Below are 17,200 nucleotides of genomic sequence, written 5' to 3' on the forward strand. Positions count from 1 at the left end.
TTGCTTTGGACCGCACCGACTCGCGAGTGCGCTAGTCATTGTGAATTTAGAGCGCACCTTGCTGCCGCCTTGCCTTTGCGAAGCCACGATCCGTGGCGATGAACCGTTCCAGCATGGGCACGATCAGCCTGACGGGATCGGCGGCGGGCTGGCCGGTTTCGCGGGCCAGCACCTCGGCATAGGCGACCAGATCGCGATGCAGCGGCGCGGGCAGCTCCACCGTGACTTTGACGGGCTTGTCGTCGGGCAGCGGCCCCAGCTTCAGCTTGGTCATGGTCAACCTCCTGTCGGCTCGAATACAAGGTCGCGGGTGACGATGATCCTGACCGGGAAGCCGGGGCGGATGGTGAGCGTCGGCGCAACCTGCAACTGGCGCTGCACGATCTGCTGGCCCGCCTGATTGACGGTATCCTGCGCGCCGTCGCGGATGGCCCGGACAAGCCGGTCCTCGTCGCTGGTCGCCAGCTCCGCGCCGACTGCGAGCAATGTGGACAGCCCTGCGGCCTTCATCAGATCCCACCAATGATAATCGACGCCATCCTCAAGGCCGGCGTAGCCGCTGGCGTCCGCGCCCGGCAGGCGCTCCAGAACGATGGAACGGCCGCCCGGCAGGATCAGGCGGTTCCAGACCAGCAACACGCGGCGCTGGCCGAAGGTCACGCCATCATCATATTGGCCGATGATGCGCGTTCCCTGCGGGATCAGGAGCAGGCTGCCGGTCGGGCTGTCATAGACGTTCTCCGTCACCTGCGCGGTGATCTGGCCGGGCAGATCGGAACGGATGCCGGTGATGAGCGCGGCCGGGATCACGGCCCCGGCCTGAAGGATGTAGGGCGAAGCCGGTGGCATCGCGCGATCCGGCGCGACGGTCTGCCGGTCCACCGGGCCGTTGAGAAACGCCGCGTGGCGGTCCTGTGTCGCGGGCTGTCCGCCGAGGCCAAGCCCGGCAAGGCCGGGCATGGCCGTTCCTGCCGGCGCTCCTGTGCGCGGACCGGACTGGAAGAACACATTGCTCAAGCGCGCGGCTTCTTCCTCGGCCCTGCGGCGTTCTTCTTCGGGATCGACGGCGGGCGTCGTCATGACGGGCGGCGCAACCGGCTGCCCCCTGTTCTGCGCGTCGAGGATCGGACGGCCGAGGTCGCCGGGCAGCGCGGGGCCGAGCACCGGGCCGGTATAGTCGCGCGGCAGGCCGGACAATCCGTCCGCCGTGGGCCGGTTCTCGGTCGAATAGAGTTCTTCGCCTCCCGGTCCTGCATCGCGGGTCTGGAGCGCGTAGATCAGTGCGCCGCCGATACCGAGAAGCGCGACAGCTCCGACGCCTGCCAGCATCTTGCGGGACAGACGGGTGACGCGGGGCGGCTCGGCGCGCAATCGCATGGGCGCGGCGGTATCGGTGATGGTGTTGTCTGTCATGAGGGGGAGCCTCCGGTCGCGCTGGCGGGCTGCGCGTCTGCCGCCTGCGTCGGGTTGATGCGGACGATCCTGACCGTCTGCTGGCGATTGCCGCTGCCAAGGCGCAGCTCGGCCGCGCCAAACAGGCGGTCCACGATCAGGACGTTCTGGTGGACTCGGCTGTTGACGATCTGCGGTTCTCCATCCGAACCGAGCACGAAGATCGGCGGCATCTCGCCCTGCACGATCCCGGCCGGGAAGACGACATAGACGCGGCGTCCGTCGTCGAAGACGGAAACCGGCCGCCATGGCGGGCTGTCCCCCTGAAGACCGTAGCGATAGTTCCGCGCCGCCTCGGCCGGGATGATTGGCGCGGCCGGGACCGTCTGGCGCTGGCCGGGCGGCGGCGCGGGATAGGCCCATGCCACGGCCGGCATGTAGAGCGATTCCCGCGCGCGCAGCTCGAGCATGTATGTGCGCCGGTCGGTGGTGACGACAAGGTTCGTGGAAATGTCCGGGCGCGTCGGCTTCACGAGGATATGGACACGGCGGTTCGCACCGCTGCCGCTCTCGGTGTCGCCGATGATCCAGCGGGCGGTGTCGCCCGCCGCAATCGGCCCCGCGCCTGTCAGGCTTTCGCCCGGCTCCAGCGCGATCGTCGTGATCTGCCCGACTGCGGCATAGACCTGATAGAGCGCGCCTTCCGACCACGGATAAATCTGGATCGCGTTATAGTAGCCTTCCCGGCGCGGCTCGACGCGAGCGGCTGCATTGGCGTTCTCGACGCGGCCGGTCGGCGTGCCGGCAGCCGTGCCGCCGCGTGCGACGGTCCATGCCGGGGGCACATGCAGCGGCCGGGGCGTGTTGTCGGTTGCCGCCGCCTGCACGGTCGGCAGCGGCGGCACGCTGGCATCGTAGCTGAATTGCGGCGTCCGGTTGGTGGCGCAGCCTGCGAGCATGGTGGCCGAAAGCAGCACGGCCCCGATTGCCGGGGTGCGGGTGATCGTCCTCATTGGCTCATCTCCCGCGACCAAGAAATTGCATTGACATAGATGCCGAGCGGATTGGCGCGCAGGCGCTCGGCGTCGCGCGGCGGCTGGATGACGATGGTGAGGATGGCCGTCCATCGTTCCGTAGTAGAAAGCTGGCCGTTCTCGAAATGGCGTTCCGTCCACGCCACACGGAAACTGTTAGGAGACGCCCGGATGACGCTCGACACCTCGACGGCGACTTGGCTCCGGCCGACCTTGGCGAAGGGATCATTGGCGCGGGCATAATCGTTCAATGCCGACGCGCCGCGATCCGTGGTCCATTCATAGGCGCGAAGCCAGTTCTGGCGGACAATGATCGCGTCGGCCGGGATCGCGCGCACCTGCTCGATGAACCGGCCGAGATGGAAAGCAATCTGCGGATCGGTCGGCCGATAGTCGGCGTTGGCAGGCGCGACGGTCTGCGCCTGACCGAGATTGTCCACTTGCACCACCCAAGGCACCACGGTCCCGCGTGCGGACTGCCAGACCAGCGCCGAGGCGAAGCCGGCCGAAAGGATCAGCGAGCCCAACGCCATGAGCCTCCAGTTCCTCGCCTGCACGCGGGCCGAGCCGATGCGCTCGTCCCATGCCTGCGCGGCCTTCTGATAGGGCGTCTCGGGTTCCGGCGATTTGCCGTAATGAGTTGTTGGTCGTTTGAAGATGGTCATGAGCGGTCACTTTCGGAAAGATTGACGGAGGAACCGGAGCCGTGGCTGTCGCCGGAGCGGACGGCATGGGCGGTCATGGTGGTGCCGTGGTTGAGGGCCTGCCGGCGCTGCATCCGCTGCGCCCAAGCCGGGGGACCATTGGGGGAAGTCGGCGGCGCGGCGGCCGGGGCGGCGCTCGCGCCGCCGACCGTGCCCATGGTCGAGCTGCCGCCAGTCGCGCCGACGCCAGCCTTTGCGCCAGCGGAGAAGCTGGACTTGACGCTTTCGCCTGCTTGGGATGTTGCGCTGGAGGCTGCGCGTTTGAGCGGCGAGACGGCGGCCGAGCCTGCCGCTCGGGCGACACCGCCGAGGCCGGAGGCAACGCCCGCCGCCCCGGTCTGGCCGAGCGAGCCGAGGCTATAGGCAGCGGTCGCTGCGCCCGCGGCCGTTGCGCCTCCGCGAACGGCCGCGGCTCCACCGGACAGGGCAGCAGCGCCGCCCTTGGCGGCAAGCATGGCCCCGCCGCCAGCCGCCGCACCGCCAGCAAGCACCATGCCGCCAGCAGCGAGGCCGGTGCCCACGGCTGCGCCTGCGCCGAGCTGCGGGCCGCCCGAGATGATGCCGTTCGCGATGCCGGGGCCAAAGATGCCGAGGCCGAGCAGCGACAGCGCGGCGAGCACAATCGCCATGGCGTCGTCGATGGTCGGGGTTGCCCCGCCGAAACCGGCCGTGAATTGGCTGAACAAAGTGCTGCCGATGCCGATGATGACAGCGAGCACCAGAACCTTGATGCCGGACGACACCACATTACCAAGCACCTTCTCGGCCATGAAGGCGGTCTTGCCGAACAGGCCGAAGGGGATCAGCACAAAGCCGGCGAGCGTGGTCAGCTTGAACTCGATCAACGTCACGAAAAGCTGGATGGCGAGGATGAAGAAGGCCAGCACCACCAGCGCCCATGCGAACAGCAGGCACGCGATCTGGATGAAGTTCTCGAAGAACGCGATCCAGCCCATCAGGTCGGAAATGGAATCGAGCAGCGGTCGTCCGGCGTCGAGGCCGGTCTGCGCGACGCGGCCCGGCCGCATCAGATCGGCAACGGAAAAGCTCGTCCCCGATGCCATGAGGCCGAGACCGGCGAAGCTCTCGAAGACGATGCGGGCGAGGTTGTTCCAGTTGGAAATGATGTAGGCGAAGACGCCGACAAACAGGGTCTTCTTCACCAGCCGCGCGATAATGTCGTCATCCGCGCCCCACGCCCAAAAGAGCGCGGCCAGCGTCACGTCGATGACGATCAGCGTCGTGGCGATGAAGGCGACCTCGCCGCCGAGCAGGCCGAAGCCGCTGTCGATGTAGGAGGTGAAGACCCCGAGGAAATTGTCGATGACGCCCGTGTTCCCCATGGTCAGCGTGCCTCGCTGCGGTCACGACCGAGGAAACGGTCGCGGGATTCTGCCCATGCGGCGAGGCAGTCGCTGTCACTCGCCGCCGCCTCGCCGAGCCGCTGGCAACGGCGCAGGGTCTCGCGCAGCGGGTCAGTCGGCGGCTGTAGGGCCGGCGCAGGAGGCGGCGCGGAAGGTTCATCCTTCCGCACCATGTCGATTGCGGTCACTGTCAAGGCAATCGCAACGAACACCACGGCCCCGAGCCGGGCCAGCATCTTGCCGTCCATGGCGAGCCTCCCCGTCAGTTGTTGCCGTTGTTGAACATCCGCGCGTTGCCGGGCTGATAGCCGCTGCCCGGCGTCAGGAATCGCTCGCGCTGGATGCGGCCCTGTTCGGCGGCGGTCGCGCGCTCGGCCTCGGTCAGCGCATCGGCCCGCCCGTTCGCCGAGATGACCGCGATCAGGTCGGAAAGCTGCTGCGACTGGAGGGCGAGAAGCTGGTTGCCGGCCTGCGTCGCCTGCAATGCCCCGGTCGCGCCTTGGCTCTGGCCGACCAGCGCGGCCATCTCGGAACGGTTGCTGTCGATATTGCCGACCGCCCCTGCCTGCACGCGCATCGCGTCCTGCAAGCCGCCGACCGTGTTCTCCCACCGGCTGCGCGCATCGGCGACAAGCTGAGCGTCGGTTGTCGAAAGCGAGACGTTGCCATATTGCTGCTGGAACGCTTGGTCGATCTGCCCGACCTCGAAGGCGATGTTCTGCGCTTGGCCGAGTAGCTGCTGCGTGCGCTGGACGTTCTGCTGAATCTGCTGGAGCGAGCTATGCGGCAGGCTCGCCAGATTGCGGGCTTGATTGATGAGCATCTGCGCTTCGTTCTGGAGCGAGGTGATCTGGTTGTTGATCTGCTCCAGCGTGCGCGCGGCGGTAAGCAGGTTCTGCGCGTAGTTGGTCGGGTCATAAACGATCCGGCCGAAGCCGAATTGCGCATGGGCCGGGCTTGCCAGCATGGGCGACAACGCGACGGGCGGGGCGAGGATTGTCGCCGCCATGAAAATGGCGCGCGAGCACGAACGACAAATAGTCATGGTTGGGCCTCCTTTTCGGGCTGCGGGATGAGATTGGTGAGGTTCGGGATCAGGTCGGCCGCCCAATCGACGCCGCGCTCGCGCAGCCATGCGGCGAGGAAACCGGCGCGGCCGTGCTCGGCATGGATGCGCGCGATTTCGGTCTGGTCGGACTTGGCGGATGCGGCGCAGAGCGCGAGGCCGACTTCGGACAGGCCCAGCTCGAACAGCCGGTTGCCGCGCCGCGACTGGCAGTAGTAATCCCGCTTGGGCGTCGCCCGTGCGAGGATTTCGATCTGGCGGTCATTTAGGCCGAAGCGGCGATAGATGGCCGTGATCTGCGGCTCGATGGCGCGCTCGTTCGGCAGCAAGAGCCGCGTCGGGCAGCTTTCGATGATCGCAGGCGCGATGGCGCTGCCGTCAATGTCGGACAGGCTTTGCGTGGCGAAGATGACGCTGGCGTTCTTCTTGCGCAGCGTTTTCAGCCATTCGCGGAGCTGGCCGGCAAACCCCTCGTCGTCCAGTGCAAGCCAGCCTTCATCTATGATAAGCAGCGTTGGGCGACCGTCGAGCCGGTCGCCGATGCGATGGAACAAGTAGGACAGGACGGCCGGAGCTGCGCCGGTCCCGACAAGCCCCTCGATCTCGAACGCCTGCACATCGGCCGAGCCGAGATGTTCGGCTTCGGCGTCGAGCAACCGGCCATAGGCACCGCCGACGCAGAACGGCCGGAGCGCCTGTTTCAGATCGTTGGATTGCAACAGAACGCTGAGGCCGGTGATGGTGCGTTCTTCGACCGGCGCGGACGCCAGCGAGGTCAGCGCCGTCCAAAGATGCTCTTTCACCTCGGGCGTGATCGCCAGCCCCTCGCGCATGAGAATGGCCGCAATCCAGTCCGCCGCCCATGCGCGTTCATAGGCGTCGTGGATGCGGGCAAGCGGCTGGAGCGAAACGGACGCCTCGTCTCCTTCCGTGAGGCCACCGCCCAAATCGTGCCAATCCCCGCCCATGGCGAGTGCGGCGGCGCGGATGCTGCCGCCGAAGTCGAAGACGAAGACCTGCGATCCTGCGTAACGGCGGAACTGGAGCGCCATGAGGGCGAGCAGCACGCTCTTGCCCGCGCCCGTGGGGCCGACGACAAGGGTATGGCCCACGTCGCCGACATGGAGACTTAGCCGGAACGGGGTTGAGCCTTCGGTCCTAGCGTAAAGCAATGGAGCGTCGCCGAAATGCTCGTCCCGTTCCGGCCCCGCCCACACCGCCGAAAGCGGGATCATGTGGGCGAGATTCAAAGTGCTGATGGGCGGTTGCCGCACGTTCGCGTAGGCATGGCCCGGCAGCGAGCCGAGCCATGCGTCAACTGCGTTGACGGTCTCGGCCATGGCGGTGAAGTCGCGGCCCTGAACGATCTTCTCGACCAGGCGCAGCTTCTCTTGCGCCACGCGCGGGTCGGCATCCCAAACGGTGACGGTTGCCGTGACGTAGGCGATGCCCGCCACGTCCGCACCAAGCTCCTGCAACGCCATGTCCGCGTCGAGCGCCTTGTTGGCGGCGTCGGTGTCCACAAGCGCGGACGCCTCGTTGGTCATCACCTCTTTCAGAATCGCGGCGACGCTCTTGCGCTTGGCGAACCACTGGCGACGGATGCGGGTCAGCAGCCGGGTCGCATCTGTCTTGTCGAGCAGGATCGCCCGCGTGCTCCACCGATATGGAAACGGCAGCCGGTTCATCTCGTCGAGCAGGCCGGGCGTCGTCGCGGTCGGGAAGCCAACGATGGTCAGGACGCGCAGATGCGCGTCGCCAAGGCGCGGCTCCAGCCCGCCGGTCAACGGCTGGTCGGCGAGCAGCGCGTCGAGGTGCATGGGCACCTCGGGCACGCGCACGCGATGGCGGCTGGTCGAGATGGTGGAATGCAGGTAGGTCAGCGTCGCGCTGTCATCCATCCAACGGCACTCGGGCATGAAGCCGTCGAGCAAGGCCAGCACGCGGTCGGTGCGGTCGATGAAGCCGCGCAGGACTTCCCACGGGTCCACGCCCGTTTTCTCCCGGCCCTCATAGAGCCATGCCTCAGTGCGAGCGGCTTCCTCGGCCGGGGGCAGCCAGAGGAAGGTGAGGAAGTAGCCGGACACGAAATGCGCGTCCGCTTCCTCGAAACCGGCTTTCCGCTCGGCATCGACCAGCGCCGACGCGGCATCGGGAAATGTGCTGTCGGGATAGGTCGCGGCCTCGCTGCGCTGTGCCTCGACGAAGATGCTCCAGCCGGAGCCGAGACGGCGCACGGCGTTGTTGATGCGGCCGGCGACGGCGACCAGCTCGGCCGCGACGGCGGAATCCAGATCGGGACCACGAAATTTCGCCGTCCTCTGAAAACTCCCGTCCTTGTTCAAGACGACGCCGGAGCCGACCAATGCGGCCCATGGCAGATAGTCGGCGAGCCGGGTAGCGGTGCGGCGGTATTCGGCAAGGTTCATCATGGCCGCGCCCTCACGCCGCCAGATGGCCGGGGATGCGGAGATGCCGCCGCCCGACCTCGACAAAGAGGGGATCGCGTTTCGCTGCCCACACGGCCGCGAAATGGCCGATGGCCCATAGGGCGAGGCCCACCAGCCAGAGGCGCAGGCCGAGGCCCACGGCCCCGGCCAGCGTTCCGTTCAGAATCGCGATGGCGCGCGGTGCGCCGCCGAGCAGGATATGCTCGGTCAGCGCCCGGTGGACCGGGATTGAAAATCCCGGCACCGCGTCGAGTTGTTCAAGGCCGCCCGCCATCAGATGAGCGCCCCGCCGCCGAACGAGAAGAACGACAGGAAGAAGCTCGACGCCGCGAACGCGATGGACAGGCCGAACACAATCTGGATCAGCTTGCGAAAGCCGCCGCCCGTATCGCCGAACGCGAGGGTCAGGCCGGTCACGATGATGATGATGATGGCGATGATCTTGGCGACCGGCCCCTCAATGGATTGCAGGATGCTTTGGAGGGGCGCTTCCCACGGCATCGACGAACCGGACGCATGGGCGGCCGGGGCGAGCATGAGACTGATGGCAAGGGCGGATGCGGCGGTCGCCATGCGGCGATAGCCGCGCGAAATCGTGCGGATCATGAAGATTCTCCTGTGCTGGTGGGGGTTGCCGAAGGGATGGGATGCGTGATGCGGTAGTCGCCGTCCGGCCCCAGCCCTTCGACGCGGGTAAGCTCGGCCAGCCGGCGCGCGGAACCGCGACCGGAAAGGACGGCAACAAGGTCGATTGTCTCGGCGATCAGGGCGCGCGGGACGGTGACGACAGCCTCTTGGATGAGCTGTTCTAGACGACGGAGCGCACCGATGCCGGTGCCTGCATGGATGGTTCCGATCCCACCGGGATGGCCGGTGCCCCACGCTTTCAGAAGGTCGAGGGCTTCGGAGCCGCGCACCTCGCCGATGGGGATGCGATCAGGGCGCAGGCGCAGCGAGGACCGGACCAGATCGGAAAGCGTCGCCACGCCGTCTTTCGTCCGCATGGCGACAAGGTTCGGCGCGGCGCATTGCAGCTCGCGCGTGTCCTCGATGATGACGACGCGATCCTGCGTTTTCGCCACCTCGGCGAGCAGCGCATTGGTCAGCGTGGTCTTGCCGGTGGACGTGCCGCCCGCCACGAGGATGTTAGCGCGGGCTGCGACGGCTTCGCGCAGCGTTTCCGCCTGGTCGGCGGTCATGATGCCGGCCGCCACATAGTCGTCGAGCGTGAACACCGCGACGGCGGGCTTGCGGATGGCAAAGGTCGGGGCGGCAACCACGGGCGGCAATAGACCTTCAAACCGCTCACCGGTTTCGGGAAGCTCGGCCGAGACGCGCGGGGATCGCGCATGAACCTCCGCGCCGACATGATGGGCCACCAGCCGCACGATGCGTTCGCCATCGGCGGCGGACAGGCGTTCGCCCGTGTCGACCAGCCCTTCGGAAAGCCGGTCCACCCAAAGGCGGCCATCGGGATTCAGCATCACCTCGACCACGGCCGGGTCTTCGAGCAGGCGCGCGATTGCCGGCCCGAGCGCGGTGCGCAACATGCGCGCGCCGCGCGCAATGGCTTCCGGTTTTTGGTGGTTGCTGGTCATGTCGGCCCCGTTTCTTTACGGGGCGCGACAGGCGATCCCCGGATCGGGGTCGATTAAGAGAGACCGAAATACGGCCGGTTCAACAAGTATCTAAGAGGCGGCGGTGATCGGCGGCGAACGGCGGTAAATAGGATGGGCAAGCCAACCGATGTTGAGAAGGTCAGACAGGGATAATATCTATGCCGGAAGTGACAAAGGAATCGATCTGAATGCGCGGCAGGCCGAAAATATACATAACGGGAGCGTCCTGTTCGGGCGTTTCGACGCTCGGCGCGGCGCTGACAAAACGGTTCGACATTCCGCATATCGATGTCGATGACTTCTATTGGATGCCGACGGACCCGCCTTTCAGCGTCAAACGACCGCCCGAGGAGCGCGTGAAGCTGATTGCGGAACAGCAAGCTGCGCCCCAAGGATGGATATTGACCGGTTCCTTCATCGGATGGGGTGAGGCCCTGATCCGTGACGTTGATCTGATTGTCTTTCTCTACACGCCTACCGCCATCAGACTGCAACGTCTCGACCAGCGCGAGGCGGCGCGCCACGGTGAGCGCATCCTTCCCGGTGGGGACATGCACGAAGCGCATGTGGCGTTTCGGACATGGGCATCAGGCTACGATGACCCGCAGTTCACTGGACGGAACCTCGCTCAACATGAACGCTGGCTTGGCCAGCAAACGGCTCCGGTTCTCAGACTGCAAGGCGAGAAGCCGATAGATGAGCTGGCAGACGTGGTAGCGAGCGAGATCGCAATCATTGGTGAGAGGGCGGGGAGTTAGCCCGCCCTCTCCAAAGTTCATGTGCTCAGCGTCAATCGCGCGTTCTCGAACGGCATGCCCTCATCATCGTAAGGACGACGTGAGACTTCTCTGAAACCAAGGCTCGTATAGAAGCGGACGGCCTGTTCGTTCTGCGTATAAACTTCGAGCGAGAGTTCCCCTTTCCTTTCCAGCGCATAGGAGATCAGCTGGCGTCCGACGCCCTTTCCCTGTTGTCCGGGTTCAACGAAAATGCCGCCGACGAATTTGTCGAGGAGGCTGATGAAACCGAGCGACTTGTTCCCTTGGCAGGCAACCCAAGTCTCGGAACCAGGTAGATATTTGTCTTCGATCAGCAGACGCTGTTCAAGCAGGCGCTGCCTGCCGATGAAGGGATGCGCGATGAGGGACGCCTCGAGCCATATGGCTGACAGCGTTCTTGTGTCCGATGCCAAATTGAATGGCCGGATAATAACGTCATTTTGTGTCATGATATTCCTGCAGAAAAGACATGCGAAGAGGGTCGGCGAACCATCGTGCCGAACGACACCGCTCAATGCGGCTCACTAGAAACCTCTGCGCATAAATCTCCTTCTGCTTCGATCAAGCATATCCGCCTCATGTGCCGCGTTCAATGGTCTGAGGCTCAGCCGCTAAACCAAGGGCCTCATCACCGGATACATCCCGCGACAGTTCCTTGAGGAACCTGTCTCCTGTCGCCAGACGCCGGCCAAGATTTTGCATGAAGCCCTCGAACCGCTCTGCTGCTTTGGCGCGGGCTGATTGTCTCGCTGCATCCGGTAAAGGCGGTGTAATCGTCATCCAGTAATGGATGAACTGCGCGACCGTCTCGCCGAGAACGGCGAGATCCCGGTCGAGCGTGTCGATCTGGCGGCCGAGCTTGTCGAGGCGGCGAGACATGGCAGCTTCAAGCTGGTCGTCGGCATCGCCGGACAGGTAGGACATGACCGCCGCCTCCACGATGGCGGATTTCGAGACATTGCGGCGCAGGGCCACCGAGCGGCGCAGCGCCATCGCCTCGATCTGCGGAATGAGCGCGGGGTCGAAATAGATATTCAGGCGGGTGCGCGTGGTCATGGGCGTGTCCTCAAAGCTCGATTCCATCATCGGGGTTCATGGCGACCTGCCGCGCGACCATCCTCATGCGCTGGCGGATAGTGCGGGCCTTGGCCGCGTCAACGTCCGGCTCGTCGTCCAGAAACTCGAACTCCTGTTCGGGCGACGGCGGCGGCGTGACGATTTCCTCCTGGCTTGGCAATTCCGGCTCGCGGCGGATGCCGGCATTGGCCGGATCGCCCTCGGTCCCGTCTGCGGCATCGGTCGCGGAACGGCTTTCCGCCGCGACCACGCGGCCGGACCAATCATCTGTGGATAGGCTGGGCGCCAGCGGAGCGGCGACCAGATCGGGCGGGTTCAGGATGCGTTCCTGAAATCGCGCATCCTCGAAATACCGGGCCTTGGTGGCGCGGATCGGGGGCGTGCCGGCGACCATGACAATTTCGTCGGTCGGCGGAAGCTGCATGATTTCGCCCGGCGTGAGCAGCGGCCGGGCCGTCTCCTGCCGCGACACCATGAGATGCCCGAGCCATGGGGCCAGCCTGTGCCCGGCGTAGTTGGTGGAATCGCGCAGCTCGGTCGCGGTGCCGAGCGCGTCGCTCACCCGCTTAGCGGTGCGTTCGTCGTTCGTGGCGAAGCTGACGCGCACATGGCAGTTGTCGAGGATCGCATTGTTCGGCCCATAGGCGCGCTCAATCTGGTTGAGGCTCTGCGCGATCAGGAAGCCTTTGATGCCGTAGCCCGCCATGAAGGCGAGCGCCGATTCAAAGAAATCGAGCCGGCCGAGCGCCGGAAACTCGTCCAGCATCAACAGCAGGCGATGGCGCTTGCCGGAGGTGGTCAGTTCCTCGGTCAACCGCCTGCCGATCTGGTTGAGTATCAGGCGGATGAGGGGCTTGGTGCGGTTTATGTCGGACGGCGGCACGACTAGATAGAGCGTGACCGGCTTCTCGCTGCTGACCAGATCGGCAATGCGCCAGTCGCAGCGCGCCGTCACTGCTGCCACGACAGGATCGCGGTAGAGCCCGAGAAACGACATGGCGGTGGAGAGCACGCCAGATCGTTCATTTTCGGCTTTATTCAGCAACTCGCGCGCAGCCGACGCCACGACGGGATGCACACCGGCATCGCCCAGGTGCGCCGTGCCCATCATCGCACGTAGCGTCACTTCGACAGGACGGCGGGGGTCGGACAGGAAGTTGGCGACGCCGGCCAGCGTCTTGTCCTTCTCCGCGTAGAGAACATGCAGGATCGCGCCGACCAGCAGCGAATGGGAAGTCTTTTCCCAATGGTTGCGCTTGTCGAGACTGCCTTCTGGATCGACCAGAATATCCGCTATGTTCTGTACGTCGCGGACTTCCCATTCCCCTTGCCGGACCTCCAGCAGTGGGTTGTACGCCGACGAACTCAGGTTGGTCGGATCGAACAACAGGACGCGGCCATGTTTCGCGCGGAAGCCCGCTGTCAGCGTCCAGTTCTCGCCCTTGATGTCGTGGACGATGCAGCTTCCTGGCCATGTCAGCAGCGTCGGCACCACCAGCCCCACGCCTTTGCCGCTGCGCGTCGGGGCGAAGCATAGGACATGCTCGGGACCGTCATGCCGGAGATAGTCGCGCTCGTAGCGGCCAAGCAGGACGCCATCGGGGCCGAGCAATCCGGCCGCGCGGATTTCTCTGTCCTCGGCCCATCGCGCCGAGCCATAGGTAGCGACGTTGCGCGCCTCGCGTGCTCGGACGATCGACATGAAGATGGCGGCGGCGATGGCGACGAAGCCGCCCGATACCGCGATGATGCCGCCCTCGACGAAGATCGCGGGCGCATAGGCGTCGAAGGAAAACCACCACCAGAAGAAGGCCGGTGGATAATAGACCGGCCAGCCAACAATCTCGAACCATTGCGTTCCAAGCTGCGGCTGGAAGCCAAGGCGGAACGCCGTCCATTGCGTCGCTGCCCACACCATCACCAGAACGATGGTGAAGACGACAGCGATTTGACCCCAAAGGATTCGGCCTCCGCGCAATGCAGGCTCCAGTCGGGAAAGAGACGGAGCCGATCAGAGAGTAGGCAAAATCGGGACAGGCAACAGGAAATGGGATGCGGGAGGGCTGCCGGATACTATCGGCGGCAAATAGGATGGGTCGCACCGAGATCGCGAGGCCGGGTAAACTGCCGAGCGAGTCAGATCGACCGGCCCGACCGACTCATCTGGCCTGCAATGTCGAGAAGGCTTCGGAGAGCCGGACTGCGATTGTGCGGAGACCAGATCGCAGAAAACGGCATTGGTTCGGGTTCGTCGAGGATTGGCAGGAACGCCACGTTGGGCGCGTGCAGAAGCGCCAACGACTCGCCGGCAATGGTAACGCCATAGCCCTGCGCAACCATCGACAGTAGCGTGACGCGCTCAACGTTGAAGCGCAGAATGGAAAGGTCCGGGGAGCTATTGGCAAGCCGCATGACGATGAGGTCATGCACCTGCGGTCCTGTGCCGCCCTGTCGGACAATGAAGGTGTCACTTGCCAGATCGGCCCAAGTCACGCCTGTTTCATCCGCGAGCGGATGGTTCGACGGGACAGCGGTGAGAAGCCGTTCGCTCCATATCAGGCGGGAATGACAGTCGGGGAAATCCGGCGAGCCAACCACGAAGGTGAGGTCCAGCCTGTTGGCCCGGAGCTGCATGACGCTCTCGCGGGCGGTGCCCTCAGCGATCTCGACGTCAACCCCCGGATGCTGTTCGCGATAATGTTCGATCAGGGTGGCGAGGAAACTGCCGGGGATCAGGGCGTGGATGCCGACGCGCAGCCGGCCATGCTCTCCCCGCGCCACCATGCCGGCGGTTCTGACCGCATGGTCGAGCTGATCGATGCCTTTCGCCACCCGCTCGATGAAATGCCGACCGGCTTCGGTGAGCCGGACACCTCGTGCGTGTCGCTCGAATAGGAGTATGCCAAGGTCTTCCTCCAGCGCCTTCACACGCGCACTAACGCTGGATTGCGCCACACCGAGAGCGTTCGCGGCATGGCGGAAGTTCAGGTGTTCGGCGACGGCGACAGTCTGAATCAGCGCCGCCAGCGGTATGCGGCCTCCTAAGGGGGAGCGCTCTCCGAGCATAGAGGCCGACGAGCTCCAATATCCGCGCTTGCTTACACGCCGCCTCATAGTTCGATACCGTAGTTGTTTCCGTGTACGTCGCCGCTGCGCCAGAGACTATTCTGACGATCCTGTATACATCATGACTGACCGTTAGTCATTAAACTCTCCGTGAAGTTCACGTGGGAATGACCCAAGGCATGTGCGGTGTACGCGTTGATGCGCTCGCAAATCCGTGAGATAGAACTGAGGTGACTGCGGTCCAGTCACTTCAGGAGAAGCTTCAGATGACGTCCGCCGATGCCCAGCCTCCAAAGCGCCCAAGGACAAAGCCGCCCGAAGAGCGACGCGATGACCTTATGAACGCCGCTCAGCGCCTGTTCATCGAGCATGGCGTGAACCATACTACTGTCGATCAGATCACCAATGTCGCGGAAGTCGCCAAAGGGACCTTCTACATCTATTTCAACTCGAAAGAAGATATCCATGCGGCGCTGGCATCGCGGTTTGTCGAGGAATATGTTCGGAAGGTTCGCGTTGAAATAAATAACGAAAGCGAAGATGATTTCGCAGGGAAGTTGGCGGCGTGGGTAGGGGCCAGCGTGGATGGCTATCTAAATGACGCGCCTCTGGTGGACATGTTGTTTCACAAGCACCCTCAGATACCGAACGGCAACCTCACCAACATCATAGTCACCCCGCTCGAAGAGCTGTTGTCCTCAGGACAACAGTCTGGCGCATGGTCTATCGGTAGCCCCCATTTTGTCGCCGTCTACCTCTATTCGGCGCTGCATGGCGTGATTGATGATTTAATATTCAGCTCAAATCCGATCACGAAGAGAAAAATGGTCAAGGAGATAGAGATGTTAAGTCGGAGGGTCGTCGGACTAGCTCCATAGGATGCGAAACGGTGTGTCCTTTCGAGGATCACGCTAGAAGGGCACAATCGAAGCCTCCAACTTAAGCTAAGAAGCGCTCATATTCCGCACTGTTGCGATTGACCGCGACGTGGAGAACCTCGTCGAGATCATCATCGCTAAAAGCTTGGCCGAACATGGAGCGATACGCGAATGCCAGCTCGTTTCGTAGATTCCAGTCTGAACGGCCTGGATGTAGCAGCTCAGCCATCCAAAGTGACGTGAGCGGATCTTCTGGCCCTACTGATCCCCAATGATGTGAACCTGTCGGCATCAGATATACTCGACTGCTGAGGGCCGCGGGTGTCAGCCCTAGTATGGGGTGATCGAGAATATTCGAGGGAGAAACGCCTGGAACATTGAACAGAAAAATGCAGTCAGGCGCCATGGCCGCGATCTGCTCCGCGCTGACTTGGGCAAAGTTCGGAAGGTCTGCGGCGGCATTCACTCCCCCCGCCCGATAAAGGTAGAACGAGTAGGTTCCCTCGGCCCCGCCGCCAGAAGCATAGAAGCTGTTTCCTCCGACCGTCAGTATCAACGCGGAAGGACGTTCGTCCGGCGCCAATCGGTCCGTCCGCGTTCTCAGCCGCCCGTCAACCGAACGTCGATAGGTGATAAGCCTTTCGGCACGCGACGTATCTCCAATCATCGCGCCGAGCATCAACAAGAGCCGCTCGATCGTTTCATCGGCTCCTTCCCGAACTTCCTGGTATTTCGCCACGCGGAGTCCCGCGTTCTCGAGAGGGCGGAACAGGTCATTTCCCATATCTCCCCATTGAAGTACGACATCCGGCGCGTAGTTTGCGACGGCTTCGACGTTGGGATTGAAGTCCGAGCCAACGATGATGCTGGTATCGATATCAAGAACACGCGGAAAAATACGATGCAGGAACCCCCGTTCAAACTCGTCCCGGTTGCGGGGATGGACTGCGATTAGACGATCTGGATTTCCATGCGCCGCAATTACGAATGCCGACAGCACGACGAGATCGACAATGCGCGTCGCCGGTGCATCGAGGATATGCTCCGTTCCGGCCAGATCGACAAAACTTACCTCATTGTCGTTCGCCAGTGCGTTGCCGCCTGCCAAACAGCCGGCAACGCCAAGCGCAAGCGACTTCATCAGGTCGCGGCGATTGAATGTCCAAAGTTTCATCTTGGTCACCAGACAATGTTCAACGGAAGATCGGTACGATGGCGTCAACCTGACCGGGCACCGGGACACGGCATACCGGGATTCCATACAGCTCGGTCATATTGATTTCAGTCAGGATCGCAGCACTGCGACCTTGAACGGTCTGCCCTTGTGGAAGCATCAGCACGGTTTCGTCAGCGACCTGCAGAGCATGCTGGGGAACGTGCGTGCTGAAGATGAGCGTGCAACGCGAACGCTCCTTGAGATCGCGTATGATGCCAAGAAGCCGGCTTTGATTGGCGAGATCGAGGGCAGAAGCGGGTTCATCGAGAATGATCGTTGTGGCTTCGCTCGCCAGAGCCCGTGCGACCAGCACGAGTTGACGCTCTCCGCCTGAGAGCTTGTCGAATGCGTGATAGGCAAGACCTGACAATCCGACTTCGCTGAGAGCTTCATGGGCGATTTGGTAGTCCTGCTTTCGGGGTGATCCGAACACACCGAGCGCACGAGAGCGTCCCATCACGACCATTTCGATGGCCGAAAAGGGAAGCGGAGTGAACCGGCCCGGCTTTTCCGGAGACCGTTTGGTTTAAGTTATGCGGCCAATGCTGGCGCGTC

General features: G+C 63.7%; 19 protein-coding genes. 2 read left to right on the forward strand and 17 right to left on the reverse strand.

All coding sequences use genetic code 11. The annotated features are described in order from the left end of the window. Window positions 1-46 precede the first annotated feature (46 nt). From NNZ72_RS21555 to trbB, 11 genes are read right to left on the reverse strand one after another with little or no spacing between them, the layout of a single operon-like run. Window positions 47-274 carry a DUF2274 domain-containing protein gene (locus NNZ72_RS21555; protein WP_257317710.1) on the reverse strand — a complete coding sequence of 76 codons (228 nt, stop codon included), beginning with the start codon at window positions 272-274 and terminating at the stop codon, window positions 47-49. A 2-nt stretch (window positions 275-276) separates the two neighbouring features. Continuing rightward, a complete protein-coding gene (locus NNZ72_RS21560) occupies window positions 277-1,413 on the reverse strand; it encodes a TraB/TrbI/VirB10 family type IV secretion system protein (RefSeq protein WP_257317711.1) in 1,137 nt (378 codons plus the stop codon). Continuing rightward, the gene (gene trbG, locus NNZ72_RS21565) at window positions 1,410-2,405 is read right to left on the reverse strand and encodes a P-type conjugative transfer protein TrbG (RefSeq protein WP_257317712.1); all 996 of its coding nucleotides are present in this window, start codon (window positions 2,403-2,405) and stop codon (window positions 1,410-1,412) included. The genes NNZ72_RS21560 and trbG overlap by 4 nt, the downstream gene beginning before the upstream one ends. Then, window positions 2,402-3,091, reverse strand: coding sequence for a conjugal transfer protein TrbF (gene trbF, locus NNZ72_RS21570; protein ID WP_257317714.1), 690 nt, complete (start codon window positions 3,089-3,091; stop codon window positions 2,402-2,404). The genes trbG and trbF overlap by 4 nt, the downstream gene beginning before the upstream one ends. Continuing rightward, on the reverse strand, window positions 3,088-4,473 hold the full coding sequence (trbL, locus tag NNZ72_RS21575; RefSeq protein WP_257317716.1) for a P-type conjugative transfer protein TrbL: 1,386 nt from the start codon (window positions 4,471-4,473) through the stop codon (window positions 3,088-3,090). The genes trbF and trbL overlap by 4 nt, the downstream gene beginning before the upstream one ends. Window positions 4,474-4,475: 2 nt before the next feature. Beyond that, window positions 4,476-4,742, reverse strand: coding sequence for a putative entry exclusion protein TrbK-alt (gene trbK-alt / locus NNZ72_RS21580; protein ID WP_257317718.1), 267 nt, complete (start codon window positions 4,740-4,742; stop codon window positions 4,476-4,478). Window positions 4,743-4,756: 14 nt separating this feature from the next. Further along, on the reverse strand, window positions 4,757-5,539 hold the full coding sequence (trbJ, locus tag NNZ72_RS21585) for a P-type conjugative transfer protein TrbJ (RefSeq protein ID WP_257317719.1): 783 nt from the start codon (window positions 5,537-5,539) through the stop codon (window positions 4,757-4,759). Beyond that, window positions 5,536-7,992, reverse strand: a complete 2,457-nt coding sequence (gene trbE / locus NNZ72_RS21590) for a conjugal transfer protein TrbE (protein ID WP_257317721.1) — start codon at window positions 7,990-7,992, stop codon at window positions 5,536-5,538. Before trbE ends, trbJ begins: the two co-directional genes overlap by 4 nt. Window positions 7,993-8,002: 10 nt before the next feature. Then, window positions 8,003-8,284, reverse strand: coding sequence for a VirB3 family type IV secretion system protein (locus tag NNZ72_RS21595; protein WP_257317723.1), 282 nt, complete (start codon window positions 8,282-8,284; stop codon window positions 8,003-8,005). Continuing rightward, a complete protein-coding gene (locus tag NNZ72_RS21600) occupies window positions 8,284-8,616 on the reverse strand; it encodes a TrbC/VirB2 family type IV secretion system protein (RefSeq protein ID WP_257317725.1) in 333 nt (110 codons plus the stop codon). Before NNZ72_RS21600 ends, NNZ72_RS21595 begins: the two co-directional genes overlap by 1 nt. Further along, a complete protein-coding gene (trbB, locus tag NNZ72_RS21605; protein WP_257317726.1) occupies window positions 8,613-9,608 on the reverse strand; it encodes a P-type conjugative transfer ATPase TrbB in 996 nt (331 codons plus the stop codon). The genes NNZ72_RS21600 and trbB overlap by 4 nt, the downstream gene beginning before the upstream one ends. Window positions 9,609-9,817: 209 nt before the next feature. Here trbB and NNZ72_RS21610 point away from each other — a divergent pair, with 209 nt between their 5' ends. Further along, on the forward strand, window positions 9,818-10,387 hold the full coding sequence (locus tag NNZ72_RS21610) for an ATP-binding protein (protein WP_257317728.1): 570 nt from the start codon (window positions 9,818-9,820) through the stop codon (window positions 10,385-10,387). A gap of 17 nt (window positions 10,388-10,404) precedes the next feature. Here NNZ72_RS21610 and NNZ72_RS21615 read toward each other — a convergent pair whose 3' ends face one another. The 4 genes from NNZ72_RS21615 to NNZ72_RS21630 form a co-directional block, all read right to left on the reverse strand. After that, entirely contained in the window at window positions 10,405-10,857 is a 453-nt protein-coding gene (locus NNZ72_RS21615; protein WP_257317729.1) for a GNAT family N-acetyltransferase, read from the reverse strand. Between the two features lie 127 nt (window positions 10,858-10,984). Continuing rightward, entirely contained in the window at window positions 10,985-11,464 is a 480-nt protein-coding gene (locus NNZ72_RS21620; RefSeq protein ID WP_257317731.1) for a CopG family transcriptional regulator, read from the reverse strand. A 10-nt stretch (window positions 11,465-11,474) separates the two neighbouring features. Further along, window positions 11,475-13,463 (reverse strand): conjugal transfer protein TraG, encoded by a 1,989-nt coding sequence (locus NNZ72_RS21625; protein WP_257317733.1) that lies wholly within the window; start codon window positions 13,461-13,463, stop codon window positions 11,475-11,477. A 158-nt stretch (window positions 13,464-13,621) separates the two neighbouring features. Continuing rightward, window positions 13,622-14,551, reverse strand: a complete 930-nt coding sequence (locus NNZ72_RS21630) for a LysR family transcriptional regulator (RefSeq protein ID WP_257317734.1) — start codon at window positions 14,549-14,551, stop codon at window positions 13,622-13,624. 266 nt (window positions 14,552-14,817) lie between these two features. On the opposite strand from NNZ72_RS21630, the gene NNZ72_RS21635 reads away from it, so the two are divergent. Next, entirely contained in the window at window positions 14,818-15,429 is a 612-nt protein-coding gene (locus NNZ72_RS21635) for a TetR/AcrR family transcriptional regulator (protein ID WP_257317736.1), read from the forward strand. Window positions 15,430-15,490: 61 nt separating this feature from the next. On the opposite strand, the gene NNZ72_RS21640 is transcribed toward NNZ72_RS21635, so the two are convergent. Beyond that, a complete protein-coding gene (locus tag NNZ72_RS21640; RefSeq protein WP_257317740.1) occupies window positions 15,491-16,603 on the reverse strand; it encodes an ABC transporter substrate-binding protein in 1,113 nt (370 codons plus the stop codon). Between the two features lie 19 nt (window positions 16,604-16,622). Next, a complete protein-coding gene (locus tag NNZ72_RS21645) occupies window positions 16,623-17,111 on the reverse strand; it encodes an ATP-binding cassette domain-containing protein (RefSeq protein WP_257317737.1) in 489 nt (162 codons plus the stop codon). Window positions 17,112-17,200: the final 89 nt, after the last annotated feature.

The organism is Shinella pollutisoli (assembly GCF_024609765.1).
Taxonomy (GTDB): domain Bacteria; phylum Pseudomonadota; class Alphaproteobacteria; order Rhizobiales; family Rhizobiaceae; genus Shinella; species Shinella pollutisoli.